Below are 25,610 nucleotides of genomic sequence, written 5' to 3' on the forward strand. Positions count from 1 at the left end.
ATGAAAGTTTTAAACAACAAAATATTATTCCGTATTTTTTACAGAATAATATTTTTTGTAGCTTTGGGTGCTTAAACATTAGTTATGAAAAATTTAAAAAGGCAGGAAGCAATGTTGAATTCAGATGAATTACTCCGCAATGTGGCGGTGGACAATGTAATTTTTGGCTATAGTGACAGAGAGTTGAAGGTGCTGTTGCAACAGCCATTTGTTTTAGATAAATGGACGATCACTGGTGGCTACATAAAAAAAACAGAAACCATACAAGAAGCTGCAAAGAGGGTGGCGTTTGAACGGACAGGATTAAAAAAATTATTTTTTGAGCAGTTCCGTTCTTTTGGTACGCCGGTAAGAAACACCGATCCAGGGTTTAATGCTAAGCATTTAAGCGAACTGACTGGAATTAAGGTGCCGACAGATTTATGGATATTTGACTATTTTGTATCGGTCGGGTTTTACACCCTGACAGAATTCTCAAAGGTAAAAGTGAAAAAAGGTGAAATAGAAACTGACTGCAGGTGGTGGCCGGTGAACGATTTGCCTAAGATGATGTTTGATCACAAAATGATTGTTGCCGAAGCGCTGAAAGCGTTGCGACTGCATATCGCCCATTACCCGATTGGATATGAATTGCTTCCTGAAAAATTCACTTTGCCAGAAATCCATAATCTTTACGAAACCATTCTTGGCAGGCCGCTGGATGATAGAAATTTTTCTAAACGCCTGATTGCAGCTGGCATTCTTGTTAAACTGAATGAGAAAAGACAGATCGGAGCTCACCGTGCTCCATTCCTTTACAAATTCGATAAGGAAAAATATGATGAGGGATTGAAAAGTGGTGTTACCCTGGCCTTTTGAATTTCTTTTTATTCTGAAACGGTGCCAAATCTTAATGTAAACTTTCCACGTGGGGTAAAGCAATCAGAAATAAATATGAAGTGCTGTGATAATCTGTCCGAAATGTGTCCGAAAAATATATAAGGCCCTGATTATCAGGGCCTTATTGTCGGGACGACAAGATTCGAACTTGCGACCCCCAGACCCCCAGCCTGGTGCGCTACCGGCCTGCGCTACGTCCCGAAAAAGAATTTTAACATGCCCGGGGTGTAATAATGGGATTGCAAATGTAGTAGAAATTTTCAATTTTAAAAACACAACATATTGTACCTTAGCGCAACTTTTTAATTCATGAAGGTTTTAATCAAGCAAACTACCATCGTCCATTCTTCTTCGCCGTTTAACGGAACACAGCAAGATATTTTTATTGAAGATGGCATTATTCAGTCGATTTCAGACAACATCAATCAGCCGGCCGATATTGTAATTGAACAGCCCAACCTGCATACCAGCATCGGTTGGATGGATATGTACAGTCATTTTTGTGACCCCGGGTACGAATACAGGGAAACGCTGGAAACGGGCGCCCTTGCGGCAGCAACCGGTGGCTTTACAGACGTGATGGTGGTACCCAATACCAACCCGGTGGTACATACCAAATCGCAGGTGGAGTATATTGTTCAAAAATCAAATCAGCTGGTAGCCAATGTTCACCCGATGGGTGCGGTTACTAAAAATGCAGCGGGTACAGAACTGGCTGAAATGTATGATATGCACCAGTCTGGTGCCGTGGCTTTCACCGATGGTACCAGCAGCATTCAATCGCCCGGGCTTTTATTAAAAGCACTACAATATGTGCTGGCGTTTGACGGTACCATTTTGCAGGTGGCAGATGATAAAACTATCAATCCGCAGGGATTGATGAATGAAGGTATTACCAGCACCCAATTGGGTTTGCCGGGAAAACCGGCTATTGCAGAAGAACTGATGATTGCCAGGGACATTGACCTGGTAAAATATACCGGTTCAAAAATTCATTTTACGGGTGTATCAACAAAAAAAGGAATTGAGTTAATTACGGCAGCAAAAGCGGCTGGTTTAAAGATAAGTTTTTCGGTCACTCCTTACCACGCTGTTTTTTGTGATGAGGACCTTACGGAATACGATACGAATTTAAAAGTGAATCCACCGCTGAGAACAAGAGAAGATATGCTGGCAGTAAGATCGGCCATTTTAAATGGAGCAGTTGATGCTATTGCAAGCCATCATATTCCGCAGAATTATGATAGTAAGGTATGTGAATTTGAATATGCCAAAAATGGTATGATTGGGCTGGAGACTTTGTTTGGCGCACTCAGCCATATTTTACCTGCCAACGAAAATGGCTGGACTGTCGAAAAATTAATTACTTTATTAAGTGTTGCACCCAGAAATATTTTTAACCTGCCGGTGCCTGAAATAAAAGAAGGCGCCAGCGCTTCGCTTACCCTATTCAATCCTTCTGCCAGCTATACTTTTGATGAAACAATGATTGCTTCCAAATCGAAAAACACACCTTTTATTGGCAGGCCTTTAACTGGTAAAGTGATCGGCATTGTAAACGGCAATAAAAATTATTTTAATTAAAATGAAGCAAACAACTCCTGCACAAAAAGGCCTGCTTACCGGCGGGCTCATGATTGTTGCTTCGCTGTTTTCGTTGTACATTTTAAAGAACCCGGTTGAAAGTGAGTTTCAGTTTTTGGTGTACTGCATTTTTTGTTTTGGCATTGTGTGGAGCATGGTGAGCTATTTCAGATCGGAAAATGACAAGAAAAATTTTGGCACTTATTTTTCCATCGGCTTTCAAACTTTTGTGGTGGTGTCTTTATTGATGGCAGTATTTGCTTTTATTTATTTTAGTTTGCACCCGGAATTCAGGGATAGCAAGATTGCAGAAAACAGCAAATTGCTATTGCAACAAGGCAATCATTTACCGAAGGAAATTGAAGAGAATGCTGTGCAATTAAAAAAGATGTTTATGCCGATGATGATATCTGCCGCCATTTTCAGGTATCTGATTATTGGTGCGCTGGTTACCGTAATTGCAGCTGGCTTTTTAAGCAAAAAGAATAATGCTTCATGATTAGAATGCCTGTTTTTCTTTATCAGCATATGTTTTCAATCGGTCGTCGTTGTGTCAGCCGATAGCTATCGGCTCCCTTTTACTTTTACAGCAATGGGCAACAACAAAAACGAAGATTAAACAAATTAAAAACGGACAAATAAAACAGGCTGCATCCTTTCATATTAATTTTGGTGTAACAAATTTGAAAGCGATCCTTAAAGCTGAAAAAGTACAAGAGGGCGATGCAACGATGTTCCACATTGCTTTGTAGCCCGGACCAAAAAAAATAGAATACGCAATCATTTATTTTAGAAAGCTTATTGCAAACAAAAAAGACAACCATGGATCTGTCAGTGATAGTGCCACTTTTTAACGAAGACGAATCTTTGCCGGAGTTAACTGCCTGGATTGAAAGGGTGATGCGTGCCAACAACTTCAGTTATGAAGTGATTATGGTGGATGATGGCAGCAGCGATAACTCCTGGCAGGTAATAGAGTTGCTGCGTAAACAAAATGATTGTATAAGGGGCATCCGGTTTCAAAGAAATTATGGTAAAAGCGCCGCTTTAAATGAAGGTTTTAAGGCCGCGAAAGGGGATGTAATAATTACCATGGATGCGGATATGCAAGACAGTCCGGATGAAATACCGGAGCTGCGTAGCATGATTGTAAACGATGGATTTGATATGGTAAGTGGCTGGAAGAAAAAACGCTTCGATAACAAACTCACTAAAAATATTCCTTCCAAGTTATTCAATGCAGCGGCCAGCCGGTCGAGCGGTATCTACCTTCACGATTTTAATTGCGGGCTGAAAGCTTATAAAAACAAGTTGATAAAAAGTATAGAAGTCTATGGCGAAATGCATCGCTACATTCCGGTGCTGGCCAAGTGGGCAGGCTTTAAAAAGATTGGCGAAAAAGTAGTGGAACACCGGCCCCGGAAATATGGCGTTACCAAATTTGGCTGGAGCCGTTTTATCAATGGATTTTTAGACCTTGCTTCCATCATGTTCATGGGTAAGTTTGGTAAAAGACCCATGCATATTTTTGGATTGTGGGGCAGCATTGTTTTTTTTATTGGTACCATTATCTGGATCTGGTTGTTTGTCGCCAAAATATTTTTCGATAAGTTTAATATGACGGACAGGCCGCTGTTTTATGTAGGCATCATCTCGATTGTTATTGGTACGCAATTATTTTTAGCCGGTTTTTTGGGCGAACTGATAGCAAGGAATTCAAGCGACAGAAATACATATTTGATTGAAGAAAAAATGGGCGTTTGATAGAACGCTGATGACACAGATCGGGCGGATTTTTCACGGATTTTTTTTAAAAGATGGGCTGATAAGCCAGGTTTGATTTGGGCCTGGAGGAATTGACACAACTGATTTTAAACAGATTTTATAAAATAATTTATATGCTGCTTCATCAGGAAACAACCGATCTGATTATAAAATGCTTTTATAAGGTTTACAACGAGCTTGGCTTTGGATTTTTAGAAAAAGTGTATGAAAATGCCATGCTGATTGAACTACGGGCTAACGGATTGATTGCACCAAAGCAGGTTCCTGTAGAAGTATTTTACGAAGGCATTTTAGTGGGCAGTTATTTCGCCGACATCATCGTTGAAGATAAAATAATTATTGAATTGAAAGCAGGCGAAGGCCTGTTAGTTGAGGAGCATGAGTTGCAATTGATAAACTATTTAAAAGCAACAAAAATGGAAGTAGGCCTGTTGCTTTTCTTTGGAAAAAAGCCGCAGTTCAAAAGAAAAATATTTACAAATAACAATAAAAATCAGTTTTAAATCCATGCCTTTAATATCATCTGCGTTCCATAAAATCAGTGTTAAATCAGCCTAATCAGTGTCATCAGCGTTCCATAAAAATATCGTCATCATTGGCCCGGCGCATCCTTTGCGGGGCGGGTTGGCATCTTACGATGAAAGGCTTGCAAAGGAATTTCAAGAGCAAGGCCATACCGTTAGCATTTATACATTTTCTTTACAATACCCCGGTTTTTTATTTCCAGGCACCACGCAATTTTCCACTGAGCCTGCGCCTGCCGACCTGGATATTCATGTACGCATCAACTCAGTTAACCCGCTTAACTGGATCAGCGTAGGAATGGAACTAAAAAGGCAACAACCTGATTTAATTGTGGTGCGTTACTGGCTGCCGTTTATGGGGCCCTGCCTGGGCAGCATCTTGCGGATTGTAAAACAAAACAGGCATACCAGCATAGTCTGCATAGCCGATAACATTATCCCACACGAAAAACGGATTGGCGATGTTGCTTTTACAAAATATTTTGTACCGCCCATTGATGCGTTTATCACCATGAGCGAAAAAGTATTAAGTGATCTGCCCCTGTTTGCGAAAGGCAAACCAGCCAAATTTGTGGCGCATCCGTTGTACGATAATTTTGGAGAAAAGCTAAGTCTGCAGGAAGCACGGCAACATTTAAATATTCCGGAGAATGAAAAAATAATGTTGTTTTTCGGCTTCATAAGAAAGTACAAAGGGCTTGACATTTTGTTAGACGCCATAAAAATATTGAAAGCTTCAAAGTACCCGCCTTTACGCGATGGGGGCAAACTCTTAATAGCCGGCGAATTTTACGAAGACAGAAAACCTTACGACGAGCAGATAGCAAAACTCGGCATTGAGGACTGGCTGATATTAAGAACAGAATTTATTGCCGACAGCGAAGTAAAATATTATTTAAGTGCCGCAGACGTAGTGATTCAGCCCTACAGAAGCGCCACCCAGAGCGGCGTTACTCCCCTCGCCTATCATTTTGAAAAACCCATGATTGTTACCAACGTCGGAGGCTTACCCAGCCTTGTTCCGGACGATAAAGTGGGGCTGATTGCGGAGCCAACCGCCGAGTCCATTGCAGCAAAAATCACAGAGTTTTTTCAAAAAGGTGCAGCGCATTTTTTACCGCATTTAATTGAAGAAAAGAAAAAATACAGCTGGGCAAAAATGGTGGAAACCATATTTGATGTGGCTGGCCTTTAGTTTACTGCCGGCCTACGGCTATTATATCTTTCACCTTCCATTATTTCCTTCCGCATATTCGTTAATTTGCAGCCATGATTTACAGAAGCAAAGCGCCTTTACGCATTGGTTTGGCGGGTGGTGGTACCGATGTTAGTCCTTATAGCGATGAGTATGGTGGTGCCATTTTAAATGCAACGGTATCCCTTTCTGCCTACGCCAGCATTGAGCCGCTGCAGGAGAATACTATTATTGTAGAAGCGCTTGACAGAAAAGAAAGCGAACGTTTTGACTGGGCGCCCAGCCTTCCCATCAACGGACACCTGGATTTATTGAAAGGCGTTTACAACCGTATCAATTCCATGTACGGCCTGCCTTCATCTGGCTTTCGTTTATCTACTTTTGTTGATGCCCCTGCAGGCTCTGGTCTTGGCACTTCCTCTACACTCGTTGTCGCCATTTTAGGCGCTTTTGTTGAAATGTTGAAACTGCCATTGGGCGATTACGATATTGCACATTTGGCCTACTCCATAGAAAGAGAAGACCTTCAACTGGCCGGGGGCAAACAAGACCAATATGCCGCCACCTTTGGAGGCGTTAATTTCATGGAATTTTATGGAGATGATAAAGTGATTGTAAATCCGCTGCGCATTCGCCCGGAATATTTGCACGAGCTGGGTAATAACCTGGTACTGTATTTTACAGCCACTTCCAGGGAAAGCGCCCATATTATAAAAGAGCAGGTAAAAAATGTAAACAACAAAGATGAGAAAAGCATTGAAGCCATGCACCAGTTAAAGGAGCAGGCCAGGATGATGAAAGAAGCTTTGTTAAAAGGAAGGTTACATGAGATTGGTGAAATACTCGATTTTGGTTTTGAGCAGAAACGTAAGATGGCACACAATATCAGCAACGACAAAATTGAACTGATTTACAATGCCGCAAAAAAAGCAGGTGCAACCGGCGGTAAAATCAGTGGTGCAGGTGGCGGCGGTTTTATGATTTTTTATTGCCCCAACAATACCCGTTATGCAGTGATAGAAACTTTAAATACTTTTGGCGGCGAAATAAGGGATTATTCTTTCACTAAATACGGGCTGACCACCTGGACGATTTAACTGATGTGGCTTAAATTTTTCTTAATACAAAAAACAAAAGCGCTTTTCAGCCTTTTAAAATTACATGTACTGGTAGAGCCTTTCAGCGGTTTTTTATTAAACCTTGCCTACCTGTCCAAACAATCCAAATGGATCAACCAACAAAAAGGTCTGGCATATAATGATTTTTTTAGCGGTGACCGGTCCAGGGAAAAGCGATTTGGTTTATATGAATTTATCAATAAAAAATTTATTAAAGATCAGCCAATGAACTACCTGGAATTTGGTGTGGCCAATGGTGGTTCTTTTTACTGGTGGTTAAAAAATCATTCTAACTCACAATCAACTTTTTCGGGCTTTGATACCTTCTCCGGACTGCCGGAAGATTATGGTCCTTTTAAAAAAGGAGATATGAGCAATGGCAATGAAGTGTTAAAAACCGATGATACCAGGGCTGCTTTTTACCAGGGATTGTTTCAGCAAACGCTTCCCGGATTTTTAAAAACATTTAACAACGATAAGCTGACGGTGATCCATATGGATGCTGATTTATATTCCTCTACCTTATATACCTTAACTTCTTTTGCGCCCTATTTAAAAAAAGGTGATATCATTTTATTTGATGAATTTTGCGTACCAACCCATGAATTTTTAGCAGTTAAAAATTTCACGGAATCGTACTACATCAACCTTACACCCATTGCCGCATCCAACAATTTTTTGTTTACGGCTTTGCAGGTAAATTAATTAAACATATGAACCAAAAAATAGCAGACCGCATCAATGCATCCATCGCAGTAAAACAGCAGTTGCTGACAGATGAAAAAATTATCAGCACCGTTGCCACCTGCGTAGATATTATTGTAACTGCTTTTAAAAATGGTAACAAAGTATTGTTCTGTGGTAACGGCGGCAGTGCAGCCGATGCACAGCATCTGGCGGCAGAATTCAGTGGCCGGTTTTATATTGACAGGGATGCTTTACCGGCGGAAGCTTTGCATTGCAATACAAGTTATTTAACTGCGGTAGCAAACGATTACAGCTTTGATTTAATTTATGCACGGCTAATTAAAGGCCTCGGTAAAAAAGGCGATGTGCTGGTTGGATTAAGCACATCCGGCAATAGCGCCAATATTGTAAATGCTTTTGAGACCGCCAAAGAAAAGGAAATGATCACCATTGGTTTTACAGGTTTTACCGGTGGCGCCATGAAAGAAATTTCGGATTATTTACTAAATGTTCCATCAACTGATACGCCGAGGATTCAGGAAAGTCATATTTTACTGGGCCATATTATTTGCGAGTTAGTGGAAGAAAGATTGTTTGGCCAAACAACGACAGCCAGCTAAGCGCTGCATTAAAGGGCTTTCTATATAGTGTACAGTAGAATTCTAAACTCTTTGCTTAGCATTTATGAAAAATATCTACCTTTTACTTGTTAGTTTTCTTTTGTTAACTGGCGTGAAAGGGCAACAGGGTAGTAATACAAGTCTATTATCCAAAACGGATATGAATTACCTGGAAGGCCTCACCAGGGATGTGATGGAAAGTTCAAGAATCTATCCAGGGCAAAAAATTACGGATGATGTCGGTAATAACAATACCGGCATTGTGTTAATAAGGCCAGGCGGCCGCAGCAGTTACCCGGCCTATTGGATAAGGGATTATGCCATGTCAATTGAAAGCGGTTTTGTAACAGCCGAAGAACAAAAACAATTGCTGTTGTTAACGGCAAAAACGCAGTGTGATCAAACCTGGATTTCAAATACCGGCAGTATGATACCGGTTGGTGCCATTGCTGATCACATCAGGATTGACGACAGCAAGCCCATCTTTTTTCCGGGCACTTACGACTATCGGGAGCAGGGCGGAAAAATCTGGGGAATGACACCACCCTATTGCGATCAGTACTTTTTCATTCACATGGCCCATTACTATGTCACCACTGCTTCGTCTCCCAAATTTCTATTTCAGCAAATTAATGGCATACAATTAATCGACCGGTTGGAAATGGCTTATAAAGTACCACCCACCCGCCAGGATAGTGCGTTGGTTTATACAACAGATAATTTCAGGGGCGTTGATTTTGGATTCAGGGATGTGATTACTATGACCGGGGATCTTTGTTTACCATCTTTATTAAAATACCGGGCTTCGTTAGAAATGGCTGAATTATTTGAATTGATTCACCTGAAAGACAAAGCAAAATCGTACAAAAATCTTGCCGCCAAATTGAAACAAACTATTCCTCAAATCTTTTACGACTCACGGGGGATGTTGGTGGCTTCAACGGGTAAGAGCAGGCAGGCTGATGTATGGAGTACGGCGCTGGCCGTGTATTTTGGCGTATTGGAAGGTGATCGGCTCATAAAAACCAGCCACTTTCTTTGCAAAGCTTATAAAAGTGGAACGTTGTCTGCCAAAGGAAATATTCGGCATACACTCACCACCGATGATTACAATGATTCAACTGCCTGGGAGCATAGTTTAGCCGGAAAGAATACCTACCAAAATGGCGCATATTGGGGCACGCCAACCGGCTGGGTTTGTTATGCAATGGCTAAAACAGATATCGCTGCCGCCAAACAACTGGCCAAAGAATACATTAATGATCTGCGTGCAGGCGATTATAGAAAGGGGCCTGAATTTGGTGCCCCGTGGGAATGTTATAACAAAGATGCTCCGCAAAATGCAGTCTACCTGGCGTCTGTAAGCTGCCCGTACATCGCATTTAAGAGGCAATCTGCAGGCGTAAAAGCTGCTTTAAAAGCAGTAAAAAAAACTAAGAAAACCATTCAATAAACTGAATACTTTTTTACAGCCCGTTCATAAAAAAAATGCTTCATGGTAAAAAAAATTATTGCCCTTTTTATTTGCATTGTACTGTATGGTGCTACAGTTTCAGCACAAGTCACTACTGCCTTACCTGAACAAAATCCAAAAACAAAATGGTTTCAGGAAGCCAGGTTCGGGATGTTTATTCACTGGGGCCTGTTTGCGGGACATGCAGGCACTTACAAAGGGAAAAAATATTATGGCATCAGTGAATGGCTGCAGCATAGGGCAAAAATTCCCGCAAAAGAATACGAACAATTTGCGGCCAACTTTAACCCCGTAGATTTTGATGCGGAGCAATGGGTAAGTTTTGCAAAAGCCTCGGGCATAAAATACATCGTTATCACCGCCAAACACCACGAAGGTTTTGCGATGTTTAAATCGATGGTATCCGCCTTTAATATTGTAGATGCCACACCATATAAAAAAGACCCCATGAAAGCATTAGCGACAGCCTGCAAAAAGGCGGGCATCAAGCTGGGTTTTTACTATTCTCAGTTCCAGGACTGGCACGAACCAAATGGAGGAGGCAACAATTGGGATTTTGATGAAACAAAAAAGGATTACCCCGTTTATTATGCTGCTAAAGCAATCCCGCAAATAAAAGAACTGCTGACCAATTACGGTGACCTTGGACTGATATGGTTTGATACACCCGGAGATATGACACCCGAACAATCAGCAGAATTTTTAAAAAAAGTGAAGGGCTGGCAACCCAATTGTTTGGTGAGTAGCCGCGTTGGTAACGGGTTGGGCGATTATACTGATTTTGGTGACGGAGAAGTGCCGGCCGGTGTAGTGAAAGGCCCCTGGGAAGCCATCTTTACGCACAATGATTCCTGGGGATATTCTTCATTTGACAATAATTTTAAAACACCCAAAGAGATTATCCGGCTGCTCACAACTATCGCTTCAAAAGGTGGCAACCTGCTGTTGAACATCGGCCCGATGGCCAATGGCAAAATACCCGACGCATCGCAGAAATATTTTTTAGCAACAGGCGAATGGCTAAATAAAAATGGAGAAAGTATTTATGGCACTACCAGTTCACTCATTAAGCCTCAACCATGGGGCGTTACCACCAACAAGCCCGGTAAACTTTTTATACATATTTTTCAATCACCGCTCAATGGAAAAATCAGTGTACCGTTAAAAGGAATAACCATCCGAAAGGTTTACTGGCTTTCCAATAAAAAACAGGTAGCAGCTGCAATGACCGCTACGGGGCTGGAACTGCGACTACCGGCCGCATTGCCAGATTTAAGAGACGCTGTTGTGGCGGTTGAATACAGTGGCACAATGACTGAAAATTATGACACACCCGAAACATGGAGCATGCAATACTCAGAATTTTCGCTATTGCCGGATTTTGCAACAGTGAAGGGCAATGCCACCATTAGCCCGGTAACTTACTCCCATTATTTTGGCGACTGGAAGCATGCGGTCTGCATCAAAAATTTGCAATTGCCAACAGATGAAGTGAGTTTTAATATCCAGGTAAAAGAAAAGGGCGATTATAAAATAACCCTGGAATATGCAGCCGGTAAAGACAGTGAAGGCGAAGAAGGAATACTGGAAATAGGAGGACAACAATTTCCCTTCCAGGTACTTAAAACAGGTGAGCATGATGAATGGAAACCATTGACATGGATCAGGCAGACCATTACCATTTTATCAGTTACAAAGCCGGGCTCGTATACCTTAAAAATGATGCCCGCAAAGGCTGGCAAAGAATTGTTCAATTTAAAAAGAATCATTGCTGAACCTGTGGAGTAATGTGATGGTGCAATATGGAGTACATTGAATAATATTTATTTCGCAGTATAATTTATCTTGCGGGCCTTATAACTCTTTTTAGTATAGTACACAAAGGAATGATTAAAACAGCAATCATATTAGCGGGAGGTTTGGGTACCCGTCTGCGCAGTGCAGTAGCGGATTTACCAAAATGCATGGCCCCTGTGGAAGGACTTCCTTTCATTCATTTTGTAATCGCAGCCTTACAAAAAGAAGGCGTCGAAAACTTTATCTTTTCGCTGGGTTATAAAAGCGAAGCCATCATTAATTATGTAGATAAACAATATCCTGCGCTGCAAAAAAAATATGTTGTTGAAACCACGCCGCTGGGTACGGGCGGTGCAATAAGAGCTGCTTGTAAAGAAGTAAACGAAAAAAACGCAGTCATAGTAAATGGTGATACGTTGTTTCTTGCAGACATTGCAGCCCTCTCTTCCTTTCATGAAAAGCATCGTGCCGTTTGTACCATTGCCCTGAAAGAAATGACCTCATTTGACCGATATGGCGCAGTAGAAATCAACAGCGATCAATCTATCAAAGCATTTAAAGAAAAACAGTTTTGTGAACACGGAACCATCAATGGCGGTGTGTATGCACTAACGGTAGCCGACTTGCTGAAGGGCACCTACCCGGACGTTTTTTCTTTTGAAAAAGAATACCTCGAAAAAAATACCGGTACCGGAAAGTTATATGGCGTAATCAACAACCATTATTTTATTGATATTGGCATACCCGAAGATTACCAGCGTTTCCAGGACGAATACAAAATAATTTCAGCAGCAAACAACCTGGCCAATACCCCGGATGACACAAACAAATTTTTAAACTTATTAACCGCATGAGCCCGTTTTTAATTGACAATAGCTGGACTCTTTTTTTAGACAGGGATGGCGTAATCAACCACGAACAAGTTGACGGATATGTGAATACCTGGGAAGATTTTACATTTTATGCAGGCGTAAAAGAAGCGTTAAAAATATTCGCCTGCCATTTTAAATATATCATCGTTATCACTAACCAGCGGGGCGTTGGCCGCGGCATTACCAAACCCGAAAATCTGCAGATCGTCCACCAGCAGATGGTAAAAGAAATTGAAGCAGCGGGCGGCAGAATTGACAGCATCTATTTTTGCATTGATGTAAATGCAGACAGTATCAACCGAAAACCCAATACCGGCATGGCTTTACAGGCAAAGCGAGATTTTACAGATATTGATTTTTTGAAATCCATCATGGTGGGCAACAATTTCAGCGATATGGAATTTGGCCGCGGCATAGGTGCTAAAACTATTTTTTTACCCACTACTCAACCCGAAGTAACCGGCCCGGATAAACGGATTGATGCTATCTATCCTTCCCTGATTGATTTTGCAAAAAGCCTGTAAGCTTTCGTTAATTTTGCAGCACAGGAGCCCTTATTATCCTGTTTATTAAAGTATTGTTTTACATTTATTGTATGAAGAAATTGTTTGTATTGGCTGGGTGTATTGTTTTTGTTCAATTGTGTTTTTCGCAGGGACTGCATAAAACTGATGCTGTTTTTTTGCAGCAAAAAGAAGACTCTTTAAAGACGTATGCGAAAGATATGATACAGGCCATCAACCCGCAAAACCGTTTTAAGGCGGACAGTCTTTTTACAAAAATGTTTGTACGGGCATTGAAAACAAACGGTTCATTCAGCTATCCGTTTGATAGCCTGGAAACAATTTCAAAATTATATCCGCCCGACAGCAGCTTCCGCATTTTTACCTGGCAAATGGTGATCAGCGACAATGTGATCCGCCAGCATGGTGCCATCCAGATGAAGACCACGGATGGCTCTCTAAAATTATTTCCACTCATTGATAAGTCAGATGTTACAGACAATATCAGTGATACGGTAGGTGACAACAGGGGCTGGATTGGCGCTGTATATTACCGGATGATTGAAACAAGAAGCGCTAACCAAAATTTTTATACCCTATTGGGATACGATGAAAACAACATTCGCAGTAACCGTAAAATAATTGAAGTATTGAGTTTTAAAGATGGTGAACCCGTTTTTGGTGGCCGCTATTTTAGTTTTGACAATGATGCGGTGAAACAGCCGGCCGTAAGTCGTTACATCATGGAGTATAAAAAATCCACCGGTCCACGGCTTACTTACGATGCTGACCTTGACATGATTGTTTTTGAGCATTTGGAAAGCGAAAGCAATGAACCAAAAAAGAAGTGGACGCTGATACCTGACGGAGATTACGAGGGGTTTAAATGGAAGAACGGACAATGGATACATGTAGAAAAAGTTTTCAACCAAATAACACCAGAAGGCAAGGAACCCGTACCAAGCCCGTTGAGGGAAACGCAGGGTAACCTGGAAGAAGATAAATTACAGGATTCGCCTGGTGAAAAAGCAGCTGCAGCAGGAACGCCTGCCTCTGTTAAAAAACCAAAAGTGGTAAAGAAGAAAGTGAAACCGGAGAATTAAAATGCAGCGGCTTACCTGTAAGTTGTTTTCATTTCACTAAAAAATTGCTGCGATAGCTGGTTAAAAGAATGAAATTATGAAAACCGTTTTGCCATTTTTTTACCTCCTGTTTCTTAATGTTGTTTCATCAGCTCAAACACCATCGAAGCCATTTCCCCAACACGTTCATTATTCTGAAGGCGTCGTTACTCCCATCCATATTTCACAACAACAAGCCGACGAATCTGTAACATCTTTCTACTATAACTGGAAGCACCGCTACATCCGCGGCAACGCCAGCAATAACCAGTATTATATTTGGACGGGAGATGCAACGGGTAAATACAAAAGCGTTTCTGAAGGCCAGGGTTATGGTATGATCATCATTGCCCTGATGGCCGGGCAGGATACTGCAGCACAAACAATATATGATGGATTGTATAATTACTACCGCAGCCATCCAAGTACCAACAGTAAATATTTGATGGCATGGGCACAAACCAATTCATTCGCCGATACGGATGGCAGTTCCGCTTCTGATGGTGATTTGGACATTGCTTATTCCTTGTTGCTTGCGGATGCGCAATGGGGAAGCAAGGGAAGCATCCCTTATTTAAGCGAAGCAAAGGCAATGCTGGGCGCTATCATGCAGCAGGAAATTAACCCAATCACCTTCTCGGTATTATTGAGCAATGCGATAGAGCCGGACAGCAGGGATTATTTTGATATGCGTCCCTCAGATTTTATGCCTGCGCATTTTAAGGCATTCAAAAAAGTGATTAATAGTCAATTGTGGGATAAAGTGATTGACAAAAATTACACGTTGTTTTTTCTGTTACAAAAACAATACAGTCCCGATGCCGGGCTGGTGCCGGATTTTATTCAACACATCCATTCGAGGCCAGGGCCGGCAAGAGCCAGCTATCTGGAGTCGAGGCATGATGGTAGTTATAATTACAATGCCTGCCGGGTTCCCTGGCGTATTGCTACCGACTATATTGTAAACGGCGACAAACGTTCAAAAGCATTCGCAGCAAAAATCAATGCCTGGATACGCAGCACTACTGAAGACAATCCGGATAATATTTCTGCAGGTTATACACTGCAGGGCGATGATATGCGAAAGCGCAATTTCGAAGCGTTGAGTTTCATCAGTTCGTTCGCGGTCGCGGCTATGGTAGACGCTAAAAATCAGGCCTGGCTGAATAAGTTGTGGGATTATATTATAGGCTTTAAACTAGATCAATTTGATTACTACGACAATACCATCAAAATGTTTACCCTGATTATTTTATCGGGGAATTATTGGACGTCTTAGGCACTATCCGCATTGTGTTGATTACGCTGTAAAAAATACAGGCAAGCATATTGTTAAACACCTTCCCCTTCTTCAAATAAATACGATTCAATTACTTTATCCTTTGAACCTTATAATTAATTCCCAGGTATCTTGATCTGTAAAATATTGCAGATTATCATTTTTTTCATATTGCAACGTGTCAGTTGATGAACCGAGCATTTCTATAATTTGCTTTCTGGATTGTCCAATAAGAATACTGTCTTTCACCAATGTTTTCGCCATTTTAAAAGGCTTTGATTCAGCTCTTGTCCATTTCTCCTTGTCAAATTTTTGACGATAATTGAGATTGTGAAAACAGGCCTGGCTTGTCACGAACAACATGTAAAAAGCAAACAATAATGGTACAGCAATTCCAATGGCAGAAAACTTCCGGTTTGTTTTTAATCGTCTGTAAATTATGTAAAGGGTACAAACAATGACTAATAAGCAGGAGTAAAAAAGAAGGCATCTATATTTTCTTTTTCATCTAATCTCTCTCCTGCCAAAGAAAATACGGAAAACATTACAGTAAAAACAAGCAATACTTATAGAAGCGTTGTCAAAAGGAATCCACCAACAAAAGAAAGGAATTGTGTGGAGTTCATGGTAGAATAGCTATCACGCATCAATCAAATAAGTTCCCAAATCAACTACTTCTCCTTCTCCTTTTTTATATTGCTGAATGGTTTCAAGATCAATATCCTGCATTACCTGGCTTTGGAAAACAGGCACATCGTTTTTGTACACTACAAAGTAAAAATCAGGGAAGGTTTCTATGTTCGCCAGGTCGCCAAATGCCTGGTGGCGAAAGGCAATTTTAGCATATCCATTGCTATCAATTCCGCTTTCACCAATAAAATCGTTGTCGAATATATCCTTGTCGAAAAGCCTTACCCTGTAAGCATCCCCGGTTACAGGCGCATCACTGCCCTTTGCAATAAAGCGGGCAGTAATTTCGAACATCATGTCGGAGTCTAAAGAGAGCTTGCTCATTGTGGAAGATATTTAAAGTGAAAAGTAAAAAATTAAAATTAAAAAATGAATCTGCTGATTGGAGTAACCACATCTGCATGACACCCGCTCTAATAAAAGTTCATCAAAGCTGTCTTTGTACAAGAGGGCGATGCAACGATGATTCACAAAGCTTCTTAGCCCGGACCAAAATTTATTTCGTTCAAACACCATGTCAAGAAAAGTACTCCAAAACTGCGAACTCCAAAATGCCAATCTGGGGGATTTAGGGGTCCAGACTACTCCTTAATCATTCAACTTCAATACCGCCAAAAATGCTTCCTGCGGTACTTCTACGTTGCCTATCTGCTTCATTCTTTTTTTACCTTCTTTCTGTTTTTCCAGCAGTTTGCGTTTACGGCTGATATCACCACCGTAACATTTGGCGGTAACATCTTTTCGGATGGCGCTGATGTTTTCGCGGGCCACTACTTTGGCGCCTATGCTGGCCTGTATGGCAATCTGGAACTGCTGACGCGGCAACAGTTCTTTTAATTTTTCACATAATTTACGGCCAAATTCATGCGCTCTCGCACGGTGAATCAGGGCGCTCAACGCATCCAGTTTATCGCCATTTAATAAAATATCCATCTTCACAATATCACTTGGGCGATATTCAATCGGATGATAATCAAAAGAGGCATAACCACGGGTGATACTTTTTAAGCGGTCGTAAAAATCAAAAACGATTTCCGTTAAAGGCATATCAAAACTCAGTTCTACTCTTGTTGGTGTAAGATAACCCTGGCTTACCAGCACGCCGCGTTTGCTGATGCAAAGCGTCATAATGTTACCAATGTATTCCGGCTTGCTGATCATTTGTGCCCGGATAAAAGGTTCTTCAATCTTTTCTATGCGGCTCGGGTCGGGCATTTGCGTAGGATTGTTTACGGTAATCACTTCGCCCTTGGTGGTGGTGGCAATAAAACTTACGTTGGGTACAGTGGTGATTACGGTTTGGTTAAACTCCCTTTCCAGACGCTCCTGAATAATTTCCATGTGCAGCATGCCTAAAAATCCGCAGCGAAAACCGAAGCCCAAAGCCTGAGATGTTTCCAGTTCAAACGTAAGCGAGGCATCGTTCAATTGCAGCTTGTCCATACAATCCCGCAGCTCTTCAAAAGCATCTGTCTCAACCGGGAAAATACCGGCGAATACCATTGGCTTTACATCCTGGAAACCTTTGATGGACTCCGTTGCACCATTTATCATGGTGGTGATGGTATCGCCCACTTTTACTTCACGGGCATTTTTTATGCCTGTAATAATGTAGCCCACATCGCCGGCCCGCACTTCATTTTTGGGTGCAAGGCCCATTTTTAAAATGCCTACTTCATCGGCTCCATATTCCAGCCCGGTATTGCTGAATTTAATTTTATCGTTCTTTTTTAATGTGCCATTGAACACGCGGTAATAAACAATTATTCCGCGAAAGGAATTGTACACGCTGTCAAAAATTAAGGCTTGTAGTGGTGCTTCCGGATCGCCTTTTGGCGGTGGAATGCGTTCGATAATCGCTGTCAGAATTTCTTCAATGCCGATGCCGCTTTTACCGCTAGCCAGCAAAATATCTTCTGCCTTGCAGCCAATCAATTCCACAATCTGGTCGGTTACCTCGGGTATCATGGCACCGTCCATGTCAATTTTGTTTATCACGGGAATGATCTCCAGGTTATTGTCTATCGCCAGGTATAAATTGCTGATGGTTTGCGCCTGTATTCCCTGGCTGGCATCTACGAGCAACAAAGCGCCTTCACAGGCTGCCAGTGCACGACTCACTTCATAACTAAAATCCACGTGGCCGGGTGTATCAATCAGGTTAAAAACATATTCTTCGCCCTTCCACTTGTAGTTGATTTGTATCGCATGGCTTTTTATGGTAATACCTTTCTCCCTTTCAAGATCCATATCGTCCAGCACCTGCGCCTGCATATCCCTTTCGCCGATGGTATGGGTAAATTCCAGTAAACGGTCTGCCAGCGTGCTTTTTCCGTGGTCAATGTGCGCAATGATGCAAAAATTTCTGATGTTCTTCATTCCCTTGTACGTCTGTTTTTAGAGCCGCAAAGATAGCCGCTTTTGCCGGATTTGGAACAGGGCTAAAAATTGAAAATACACGGTGTAAAATAGTTGCTTTTTACAGTACAGTCGGGGCTTTCAGCCGAATTATGCCCATCGGCTTTGGTTCCGGCTATCCGTTGCAAGCCCTCCGTAACCGCTGGCGGGGTTAGCAACCGCCACCAGGGTTACTCCGGTCTTTCCACTCCTATCCGGCAGCCATTAGGCGTTTGAAGCTTTGTTGAGCATGGGGAAATGCAGTGCTTGCTGTATTGAAAAGATTGTACATAAACGATGTAAGCAATATTCGAAAGGGTTTTATATAAGGCAGTACGGACAGGGTGTTTTGGAAATTAACTTTAGCAACGTATGCTTGATGACTCAATCAAAAAATGGTTAATATATCAACATAAAAAAGCACCAAATTTGTTTTCCCACTTTCCAATTGCTTGTTCCGTAGTACTTCCTAAACCTGATGCTCCTGCTTTGAGTTAATCGATCTTTTTACAGATTCTTTCTTCTCAATTCATGATGTAAATATACAAACGCAGTTGGCACTTTTGCAACTTTTTAGACGGGTATTTTTCGAATTTACCCTTCTAGTTTTGCACAGCTTTCGCCCCGCAAATTGCATTCGGCATAAATAAAAATCCGTATTAAAAATGAGGATTATTTAAAACTATTTTTTGTCACACGCAACGAACGCTATGGACAAGGAAACGGCGAAATATTGAACTTTGTGCCCGTTGTATTCTTTGTTCCGTTGTGTAGAATACTTTGTATTTTTATCTAAACGATTATAAATCATCAATAACTGCTGCATGAATACAACCAGGTTCTCCCGCTACATTTTTATTTTGCTTTTTATTGCTGTAAACAGCATGGCCGATTCGCCGGCTCAGGCACAATCAACCAACGCGGCGCCGCTTCGGGTAGCCGTTGCCGGTATTACGCACGGTCATGTAGCCTGGCTGTTAAGCAGGAAGAAGCCCGACATGGTATTGATTGGTATTTACGAACCCAACGATGAACTGGCCCAGCGCTACGCCAAACAATATGGTCTTGATCCTAAATTAATTTACCACGACCTTGGCAAAATGCTGGACGCGGTAAAACCTGAAGCAGTCGTAGCTTTTGGCTCCATATTGCAGCATATGGAAGTTGTGGAAGCCTGTGCTCCGCGGCACATTCATGTAATGGTTGAAAAGCCGCTCGCAACTACATTGGCGCAGGCCGTAAAGATGCAGGAGCTGGCTACAAAAAACAATATTCAACTACTGACCGATTTCGAAACTTCGTGGTATCCCTCCACAGTAAAAGCTTATGAACTGGCAAACGACAGCAATTATATTGGCCCAATTAAAAAGGTCGTAATACACGATGGTCACCAGGGACCAAAAGAAATTAATGTAAACAAAGAATTTTTTGACTGGCTTACTGATCCGGTACAAAACGGTGGCGGTGCGCTGATAGATTTCGGTTGCTATGGCGCCAACCTGATGACCTATTTAATGAAGGGTGAGCAACCCATTTCTGTGACCGCAGTTACACAGCAATTTAAGCCGGCCATCTATCCAAAAGTAGATGATGAAGCTACGATTGTTGTAAGCTATCCAACAGCACAATGTATTATACAGGCGTCCTGGAACTGGCCCTTTGGCAGAAAAGATATGGAGGTTTACGGGCAAACCGGCTATGTGATTACCGTAAACAATACCGATATGCGGTTGAGGGCAGAGAAGGATGCTAAAGAACATAGCCGCGTGGTAACTTCTGCCGAAGTTCCGGTGTATGAAGACCCGTTTAGTTATTTCGCAGACGTGGTACACAACAAAATTAAAGTGCCTGAAAATGGTGTTTATGCATTGAAAACAAATGTAACAGTGGTGCGGATTTTAGAGGCTGCAAGGGAATCTGCAAAAACGGGGAAGACGGTTTATCTAAAGTAATACTGTGCAACATGAAATTATAAGGTCGCAATTTGCGACCTTATAATTTAAAACCCTTATAAAATGGCAAAACCAAAATCCTTGACTGTTATTGCTGAAGAAAAAATAGTTAACCAGATACATTTGATTCGGGGGCAGAAAGTGATGTTGGACAGCGACCTTGCAGCATTATATGGTGTGGAAACAAAACGTTTAAAGGAACAGGTAAACAGAAATCTAAGCCGCTTTCCAAAGCATTATATGTTTGAATTAACGAAAGAAGAGTATGATAATTTAAGGTCGCAAATTGCGACCTTAAAACAAGGCGGTCATACAAAATATCTTCCCTATGCTTTTACTGAGCATGGCATATTAATGTTGGCAAATGTTTTGAAAAGCGCCCGGGCCATTGAAATGAGTATAAAAGTGATTGATGTATTTGTAAAACTTCGCGAAATGTTACTGACTCATACCGACATTTTATTAAAGTTAGAATTGCTGGAAAAACAGGTTGTAAAAAACAGTGGGGAAATACAAACAATTTTTTCCGTGCTGAAACAATTATTAAATCCACCGAGAGAGCCGAGAAGAAGAATCGGTTTTAAGCCCGATAATTGAAAACATAAATTCTTTATCTTAAAACGACTAACCATTCGTTGTTTGCTGTAAATATTCTGGCTTTATAATTCAATAATTTGACTGATCGGAAAAATTTAAATGGATAATAAAAGATTTCCATTGTTAAAGTTGAAAATGGCTTACTCACTTCGTCCCGGGATACTTCTCCTCTCCCTTTGCATAAAACCAAAGAATGCGGTTCATCGCATCGTCTTCTCCCCCATCCACTTCGTTAAAAACTTCTTCCTGCGATTGCAATGCGTATTTTCTTGCCCTCCCCTGTAAGGCCTTGAGGTCTTTGTTCATCTGGTTCAAGGGAATATTGTTGGGTAAATAAGTATAAGCGGAGGTATCTTTTTGAGTGGTAAAACAATCCATCATCAGTCGGGCCGTACCATCCATAATATTCATTGGCGGTACGCCCAGAATTTGCTCAATGGTTCTCAGCATAGAGGTTTGATTGTAGTTGGCAGTCACCAGTTTTCCACTGCTGTAAGGGCTGATGGTTAAACCAATGGTTCGGTAGGCAGAGATATGATCCCAGCCACTTTGCGAATCATCCTGCGTAATAAAAATTACGGTTGAATCCCAATATTTACTTTTGGTTACCATATCAGCAATGCGGCCGACAGCCAGGTCATTATCAGCCACCATGGCGCTGGGCGTGGGAAAAGAAGGAGATGTACCGGCGCTGTGATCGTTTGGTAAACTCAATACCATCAGGTTGGGTAATTGTCCAGTCGACTCAAATTGTTTCCACTCCTCCATAAATAAATCTGCCCGCTGCTGATCGGTAAAATTAATATTGTCGCAATCGGGATAGGTTGGGTGAATAACGGGCCTTATTCTCGCAATGGTGCTACCGTTGCGCCAGTTGGGTTTATTGCCTCCTATATAATCGGTATACAAACTAAGCCAGTCTCTCTTTTCATCATATTCTGTTTTACAGGCTTCGCCGTAAATGCGAACCGTCTTTCCATGATCGAGCGCCTGGTTCCAGATGAAACCATTTTTATTGTACACCAGCGCATCTTCCTGACGGTGAGGATAGCTTCTTATCCATGCCCGCACATTCTTCTCCACATAATCAGATACCATCCCAGCATCCGTCCACTGGTGCCCTTCGGCAGATGATTTACCGGAGGCGTAATAATCATCCATCCAGCCATATTTTTTTGCCAGTGCATGCATGTTGGGTGTTACTCTTTCACCAAAAATACACAGCGAGGAATCATTTTTTCCGGCAGGCATATCACCAAAGACCTGGTCGTACGTTTTATTTTCCTTGATGATATAAATAACATGTTTAAACACCGAAGGCTCGCCAAGCCGCTCCGGTACCGGCACCGGCGCAACACCTTCTCTTGGCAATAACTGCAGTTGTTCTGTTCTGCTCAACAGACTGAGCTGTGCCACCTCCTGTGTATATCTTGCCAGCACATTTTTATCCGGCAACGGAATAATGCTGACGGAAGCCAGCTGGTTATGAATTTGTCTGGCGCCTTTTGTGGCGCTGATCACATTTGATCCATCAGATTCCAGGTTGGTGACGATTAGTTTGTTTCCTGTTAAAGCCAAACCGCCGGGATAAGCTTCTGTTGGAATGTAGCCAGTCACATAACTATTGACCTTGCCGTAAGTGGACAATTTAGCTCCAAGCGCAACAACTGCCACGGCGTTATCAAAACCATTGGCAACATATAAAATCGTATTGTCATTACTTAAAGCCAGTGCATTGGGACTGCTGCCCTGCAGACTGTTTTTACCTTTCAGCAAGCCCACATCAATTTTACCGATGACTGTATTTGTCTTTGTGCTGATTACGCTGACAACATCGCTGGATGCATTGGACACATACACAAACCGTCCGTCTTTTGAAGCTATAATGGCATTGGGATGCAAGTCAATAGTAATGTCCTGCACCCTTTTTCCACCAGCATCAAATACCGAAACACTTCCGGCGGCAGTAGCGCCGGTACGTGGATCTGTATACGCCAAACCCCATGGAACGCCTGCTCTTTCCTTCAAACTATCCGTTGCGGTATTGCCCGCCCAGTTGGAAACATAAAGTTTGTTACCGGCCATTACAACTCCGTACGGAGCTACGCCGGTTGGGCTTCTCCAAATAATACTTTTATCGCTCCAGCGAAATTTCAGCAATTCATTGTTACCGTTAAGTACGGTATAAAAATACGGTTCGTCTTTTTCTATGGATACAATTACCTGGTTGGGTATAGCCGTTGTTGCAGGTGCTATTTTATTGATTGAAACAGCCGATATATCCTGTAATCCATTTTTCCATTCTGCAATCATGACCGCAGAATTGCCATTATCTGTTTCAGTAGCACTCCATAAGATCCATGTTTTTCTCATCCATGTAAATGATGTGATACCTGAATAGGTACTGATGTAATTTTTATACGCCGGCAAATCTGAATAGCTCCAGCGTTCAATTATTTTTTTGTTGACCGCATCCAGCACTACAACGCCATAGCGGTCTTCAATAACCATTTTACCATCGCTGGTAATAGTGGCCGCATCCAGCGCATGATTTTCCTGGTTCGGATCACCAAAACGGATAACCTCGCCGGCAGAATGGAGTATGCGGTTAAAAGGCATTAACCGTAAGGAATCATTGCGCCGCCTTAAAAAATCACCCAACGCTTCAATGTGATCTGTGTTGAGATAATCCACTTTCAGTTGCTCCATTGTTTTCCAGGCTGCGGCAAAATCAGGACATGCATAAAAACGGATTGGTTTATGTGCTGCATGTGCCCTGCCGATCATTTCGTTTAACGCTGTACGGGCAGAATCTGGCAGTTCGCCTATTCCTCTCCACTTGGTATGGTCTTCAAAATCCTCACTCAACATGGCGATTTTTGCCAGTACATCTTTACTATACATTTTATTGGCATCCCCATCAAACCAAATAAAAGCGGGATAATTTTTAAATGTTTTTACATCCGGCCGGTTGCCGGTAATTACAATGCGGATGGTTTTATTGCGAATAATGGTGGGGTATTTTTGCAGTAATGCAACCAATGCTTTTAAGGTTGGTTCAGGTTGGGTTTTGATGTCAATGAGCAATTGCAGTTTGCGGTTGATATCTTTATAAACAGTGCCACTATTGGCTGCAATACTTTTTACCAATGGATCGAGATACAATAACTCAAGTGTATTTGCCAGCACCAGTTTATCAGAATCATGGCCCACCACAAGACTGCCATTTCTTAAATGGATATCTGCTTCTATTGACCCGAATTGTTCATTATATGCCTGGAAGAAAGGACTACGCCGATGGTAATCGTTGTGCGAATGTGCATTGGCAGCCGTGTAGATAACGGGCTGCGCAAACACACCCATAAAAAAACTGCTGATTAAAAACAATAGAGAAGCAAAAAGTAATTTCATAATGAAGTTTATCAAAATTAAAAAAGATGACCTGTATTACAACAGATCATCTTTTAATAATAATTTTTTAATGGCGAATGAACAAAAAACGTTAGGATCGGGTTGGTGATACTTCTTTAATTGATACTGCTGCTTGATTTTAAACAGCCCTGGTAGGCACCCGGAGTAATGCCTTCTATCTTTTTAAAAATCCGGACAAAATAATTCACATCTGTAAAACCGCACAGTGAACTTACGGTAGTGATGCTTTTCTGTTGTTCGGCCAGTAATTGTTTGGCCAGCTTAATGCGTTCCTGGTTGATGTATTCTACCGGCGTAACACCAAACTGTTCCTTAAACCACCTGAAAAAATGATTCCGGCTCAGGTAGGCTTTCCGGCACAGGTTATTGATCAAAATTTTATCCGTCAGATTTTCATGAATAAAATGCATCACATACTGTAAACGGGTCTGGTTGCCGTTGTGAGTAATTTCTGTTTTTACCTGTTGCAGGTGCTGACTCTGCACCAGTCTTATCAACAGTTCTTTTAAATTAAGATCGGCATAAATATTTTTAGTAGTTTCTGCACTGCTGCAAATCCTTATCAGTTTATTGATCAGGTCGCTTACTTCGTTGTCATTGTCAAAATGATATTGATTAAACTGCAGCTTCCATTCATGCAAATCCTGCTTGTTGTTGTAAAAATTATTCAGATAGTCAAGTGTGCCGGTTATGTATTCAGCATCCACTGCCAGTGCTATACATTGCGAAGGTGTTGCTGCCGACGCTTCCGGAAAATCAATTACCATGGTTTGGTGTGCAGGCACAATCACCGTTTCGCCGGGCAAATAATCGAAGGCGGGCTCATCAAACAGGTGCATTATTTTTTTTCCGCGGATCATACTTGTAATTACAAAATCACTAAAAGTCAAAGGCACCCTGTAGGCTTGCTGGTAACTTTCAAAAACATTCAGTTCGCAATTATTGAGGTTGAAAATACGGCGGTTTTCTACCAGCGTTTGCAGGTATTTGGGTTGGGTAAGGTCAATATGGTGCAGGTTATTTTTTGCTGCCATGGCATTCGTTTGATTGTAAGTTAATGTGCTTTGGGCATTCTTTAAAATGTTAGGTACGATTGTGCTATTT

22 protein-coding genes and 1 tRNA gene are annotated in these 25,610 nt (G+C 41.7%); 17 read left to right on the plus strand and 6 right to left on the minus strand.

Features of this window, described 5'->3' with window-relative positions; genetic code table 11:
* The first annotated feature begins 84 nt into the window (after positions 1-84).
* Positions 85-858: an NUDIX hydrolase gene (locus QWZ08_RS13295; RefSeq protein ID WP_290337916.1), complete on the plus strand. Its 774-nt coding sequence runs from the start codon at positions 85-87 to the stop codon at positions 856-858.
* A 148-nt stretch (positions 859-1,006) separates the two neighbouring features.
* Here QWZ08_RS13295 and QWZ08_RS13300 read toward each other — a convergent pair.
* Positions 1,007-1,080, minus strand: a tRNA-Pro gene (locus QWZ08_RS13300).
* Between the two features lie 108 nt (positions 1,081-1,188).
* Between QWZ08_RS13300 and QWZ08_RS13305 the strand changes: the two genes are divergently transcribed.
* The 14 genes from QWZ08_RS13305 (at position 1,189) to QWZ08_RS13370 (ending at position 15,438) form a co-directional block, all read left to right on the plus strand.
* Positions 1,189-2,463 (plus strand): dihydroorotase, encoded by a 1,275-nt coding sequence (locus QWZ08_RS13305; RefSeq protein ID WP_290337917.1) that lies wholly within the window; start codon positions 1,189-1,191, stop codon positions 2,461-2,463.
* A gap of 1 nt (position 2,464) precedes the next feature.
* A complete protein-coding gene (locus tag QWZ08_RS13310) occupies positions 2,465-2,962 on the plus strand; it encodes a DUF4199 domain-containing protein (protein WP_290337918.1) in 498 nt (165 codons plus the stop codon).
* Positions 2,963-3,285: 323 nt separating this feature from the next.
* On the plus strand, positions 3,286-4,227 hold the full coding sequence (locus QWZ08_RS13315; protein ID WP_290337919.1) for a glycosyltransferase family 2 protein: 942 nt from the start codon (positions 3,286-3,288) through the stop codon (positions 4,225-4,227).
* 134 nt (positions 4,228-4,361) lie between these two features.
* Positions 4,362-4,751: a GxxExxY protein gene (locus QWZ08_RS13320; protein WP_290337920.1), complete on the plus strand. Its 390-nt coding sequence runs from the start codon at positions 4,362-4,364 to the stop codon at positions 4,749-4,751.
* A 58-nt stretch (positions 4,752-4,809) separates the two neighbouring features.
* Entirely contained in the window at positions 4,810-5,967 is a 1,158-nt protein-coding gene (locus tag QWZ08_RS13325) for a glycosyltransferase (RefSeq protein ID WP_290337921.1), read from the plus strand.
* A 74-nt stretch (positions 5,968-6,041) separates the two neighbouring features.
* Entirely contained in the window at positions 6,042-7,064 is a 1,023-nt protein-coding gene (locus QWZ08_RS13330) for a GHMP family kinase ATP-binding protein (protein WP_290337922.1), read from the plus strand.
* Between the two features lie 3 nt (positions 7,065-7,067).
* Positions 7,068-7,790: a TylF/MycF/NovP-related O-methyltransferase gene (locus tag QWZ08_RS13335; protein WP_290337923.1), complete on the plus strand. Its 723-nt coding sequence runs from the start codon at positions 7,068-7,070 to the stop codon at positions 7,788-7,790.
* Between the two features lie 8 nt (positions 7,791-7,798).
* Positions 7,799-8,392, plus strand: coding sequence for a D-sedoheptulose 7-phosphate isomerase (gene gmhA, locus QWZ08_RS13340; RefSeq protein WP_290337924.1), 594 nt, complete (start codon positions 7,799-7,801; stop codon positions 8,390-8,392).
* A 64-nt stretch (positions 8,393-8,456) separates the two neighbouring features.
* Positions 8,457-9,845, plus strand: a complete 1,389-nt coding sequence (locus tag QWZ08_RS13345; protein WP_290337925.1) for a glucosidase family protein — start codon at positions 8,457-8,459, stop codon at positions 9,843-9,845.
* A gap of 42 nt (positions 9,846-9,887) precedes the next feature.
* Entirely contained in the window at positions 9,888-11,654 is a 1,767-nt protein-coding gene (locus QWZ08_RS13350) for an alpha-L-fucosidase (RefSeq protein WP_290337926.1), read from the plus strand.
* A 98-nt stretch (positions 11,655-11,752) separates the two neighbouring features.
* The gene (locus QWZ08_RS13355; RefSeq protein ID WP_290337928.1) at positions 11,753-12,517 is read left to right on the plus strand and encodes a nucleotidyltransferase family protein; all 765 of its coding nucleotides are present in this window, start codon (positions 11,753-11,755) and stop codon (positions 12,515-12,517) included.
* Entirely contained in the window at positions 12,514-13,059 is a 546-nt protein-coding gene (locus QWZ08_RS13360; RefSeq protein WP_290337929.1) for a D-glycero-alpha-D-manno-heptose-1,7-bisphosphate 7-phosphatase, read from the plus strand. The genes QWZ08_RS13355 and QWZ08_RS13360 overlap by 4 nt, the downstream gene beginning before the upstream one ends.
* A gap of 71 nt (positions 13,060-13,130) precedes the next feature.
* On the plus strand, positions 13,131-14,141 hold the full coding sequence (locus tag QWZ08_RS13365) for a hypothetical protein (RefSeq protein WP_290337930.1): 1,011 nt from the start codon (positions 13,131-13,133) through the stop codon (positions 14,139-14,141).
* A gap of 76 nt (positions 14,142-14,217) precedes the next feature.
* Positions 14,218-15,438: a family 8 glycosyl hydrolase gene (locus QWZ08_RS13370; protein ID WP_290337931.1), complete on the plus strand. Its 1,221-nt coding sequence runs from the start codon at positions 14,218-14,220 to the stop codon at positions 15,436-15,438.
* A 96-nt stretch (positions 15,439-15,534) separates the two neighbouring features.
* On the opposite strand, the gene QWZ08_RS13375 is transcribed toward QWZ08_RS13370, so the two are convergent.
* The 3 genes from QWZ08_RS13375 to lepA form a co-directional block, all read right to left on the minus strand.
* A complete protein-coding gene (locus QWZ08_RS13375) occupies positions 15,535-15,792 on the minus strand; it encodes a hypothetical protein (protein ID WP_290337932.1) in 258 nt (85 codons plus the stop codon).
* Positions 15,793-16,077: 285 nt separating this feature from the next.
* Positions 16,078-16,452 carry a hypothetical protein gene (locus tag QWZ08_RS13380; protein WP_290337933.1) on the minus strand — a complete coding sequence of 125 codons (375 nt, stop codon included), beginning with the start codon at positions 16,450-16,452 and terminating at the stop codon, positions 16,078-16,080.
* A gap of 264 nt (positions 16,453-16,716) precedes the next feature.
* A complete protein-coding gene (lepA, locus tag QWZ08_RS13385) occupies positions 16,717-18,507 on the minus strand; it encodes a translation elongation factor 4 (protein WP_290337934.1) in 1,791 nt (596 codons plus the stop codon).
* An 842-nt stretch (positions 18,508-19,349) separates the two neighbouring features.
* On the opposite strand from lepA, the gene QWZ08_RS13390 reads away from it, so the two are divergent.
* Both QWZ08_RS13390 and QWZ08_RS13395 read left to right on the plus strand, forming a co-directional pair.
* A complete protein-coding gene (locus QWZ08_RS13390; protein ID WP_290337935.1) occupies positions 19,350-20,477 on the plus strand; it encodes a Gfo/Idh/MocA family protein in 1,128 nt (375 codons plus the stop codon).
* 63 nt (positions 20,478-20,540) lie between these two features.
* Complete coding sequence (locus QWZ08_RS13395; RefSeq protein WP_290337936.1) at positions 20,541-21,074, plus strand: ORF6N domain-containing protein; 534 nt, start codon at positions 20,541-20,543, stop codon at positions 21,072-21,074.
* 144 nt (positions 21,075-21,218) lie between these two features.
* Here the strand turns inward: QWZ08_RS13395 and QWZ08_RS13400 are convergent, their stop codons facing one another.
* Together QWZ08_RS13400 and QWZ08_RS13405 are read right to left on the minus strand one after the other, a co-directional pair.
* The gene (locus QWZ08_RS13400) at positions 21,219-24,485 is read right to left on the minus strand and encodes an alkaline phosphatase family protein (RefSeq protein ID WP_290337937.1); all 3,267 of its coding nucleotides are present in this window, start codon (positions 24,483-24,485) and stop codon (positions 21,219-21,221) included.
* A 116-nt stretch (positions 24,486-24,601) separates the two neighbouring features.
* Positions 24,602-25,540, minus strand: a complete 939-nt coding sequence (locus QWZ08_RS13405) for an AraC family transcriptional regulator (protein ID WP_290337938.1) — start codon at positions 25,538-25,540, stop codon at positions 24,602-24,604.
* Positions 25,541-25,610 lie beyond the last annotated feature (70 nt).

The sequence above is a fragment of the Ferruginibacter paludis genome (assembly GCF_030409685.1).
GTDB classification, from domain to species: domain Bacteria; phylum Bacteroidota; class Bacteroidia; order Chitinophagales; family Chitinophagaceae; genus Ferruginibacter; species Ferruginibacter paludis.

Excerpts from the sequence above, each read along its gene's own strand:
- QWZ08_RS13295 (WP_290337916.1), top strand. The coding sequence starts at position 85 with ATGAAAAATTTAAAAAGGCAGGAAGCAATGTTGAATTCAGATGAATTA.
- QWZ08_RS13305 (WP_290337917.1), top strand. The coding sequence starts at position 1,189 with ATGAAGGTTTTAATCAAGCAAACTACCATCGTCCATTCTTCTTCGCCG.
- QWZ08_RS13310 (WP_290337918.1), top strand. The coding sequence starts at position 2,465 with ATGAAGCAAACAACTCCTGCACAAAAAGGCCTGCTTACCGGCGGGCTC.
- QWZ08_RS13315 (WP_290337919.1), top strand. The coding sequence starts at position 3,286 with ATGGATCTGTCAGTGATAGTGCCACTTTTTAACGAAGACGAATCTTTG.
- QWZ08_RS13320 (WP_290337920.1), top strand. The coding sequence starts at position 4,362 with ATGCTGCTTCATCAGGAAACAACCGATCTGATTATAAAATGCTTTTAT.
- QWZ08_RS13330 (WP_290337922.1), top strand. The coding sequence starts at position 6,042 with ATGATTTACAGAAGCAAAGCGCCTTTACGCATTGGTTTGGCGGGTGGT.
- QWZ08_RS13335 (WP_290337923.1), top strand. The coding sequence starts at position 7,068 with ATGTGGCTTAAATTTTTCTTAATACAAAAAACAAAAGCGCTTTTCAGC.
- gmhA (WP_290337924.1), top strand. The coding sequence starts at position 7,799 with ATGAACCAAAAAATAGCAGACCGCATCAATGCATCCATCGCAGTAAAA.
- QWZ08_RS13345 (WP_290337925.1), top strand. The coding sequence starts at position 8,457 with ATGAAAAATATCTACCTTTTACTTGTTAGTTTTCTTTTGTTAACTGGC.
- QWZ08_RS13350 (WP_290337926.1), top strand. The coding sequence starts at position 9,888 with ATGGTAAAAAAAATTATTGCCCTTTTTATTTGCATTGTACTGTATGGT.
- QWZ08_RS13355 (WP_290337928.1), top strand. The coding sequence starts at position 11,753 with ATGATTAAAACAGCAATCATATTAGCGGGAGGTTTGGGTACCCGTCTG.
- QWZ08_RS13360 (WP_290337929.1), top strand. The coding sequence starts at position 12,514 with ATGAGCCCGTTTTTAATTGACAATAGCTGGACTCTTTTTTTAGACAGG.
- QWZ08_RS13365 (WP_290337930.1), top strand. The coding sequence starts at position 13,131 with ATGAAGAAATTGTTTGTATTGGCTGGGTGTATTGTTTTTGTTCAATTG.
- QWZ08_RS13370 (WP_290337931.1), top strand. The coding sequence starts at position 14,218 with ATGAAAACCGTTTTGCCATTTTTTTACCTCCTGTTTCTTAATGTTGTT.
- QWZ08_RS13380 (WP_290337933.1), bottom strand. The coding sequence starts at position 16,452 with ATGAGCAAGCTCTCTTTAGACTCCGACATGATGTTCGAAATTACTGCC.
- lepA (WP_290337934.1), bottom strand. The coding sequence starts at position 18,507 with ATGAAGAACATCAGAAATTTTTGCATCATTGCGCACATTGACCACGGA.
- QWZ08_RS13390 (WP_290337935.1), top strand. The coding sequence starts at position 19,350 with ATGAATACAACCAGGTTCTCCCGCTACATTTTTATTTTGCTTTTTATT.
- QWZ08_RS13395 (WP_290337936.1), top strand. The coding sequence starts at position 20,541 with ATGGCAAAACCAAAATCCTTGACTGTTATTGCTGAAGAAAAAATAGTT.
- QWZ08_RS13400 (WP_290337937.1), bottom strand. The coding sequence starts at position 24,485 with ATGAAATTACTTTTTGCTTCTCTATTGTTTTTAATCAGCAGTTTTTTT.
- QWZ08_RS13405 (WP_290337938.1), bottom strand. The coding sequence starts at position 25,540 with ATGGCAGCAAAAAATAACCTGCACCATATTGACCTTACCCAACCCAAA.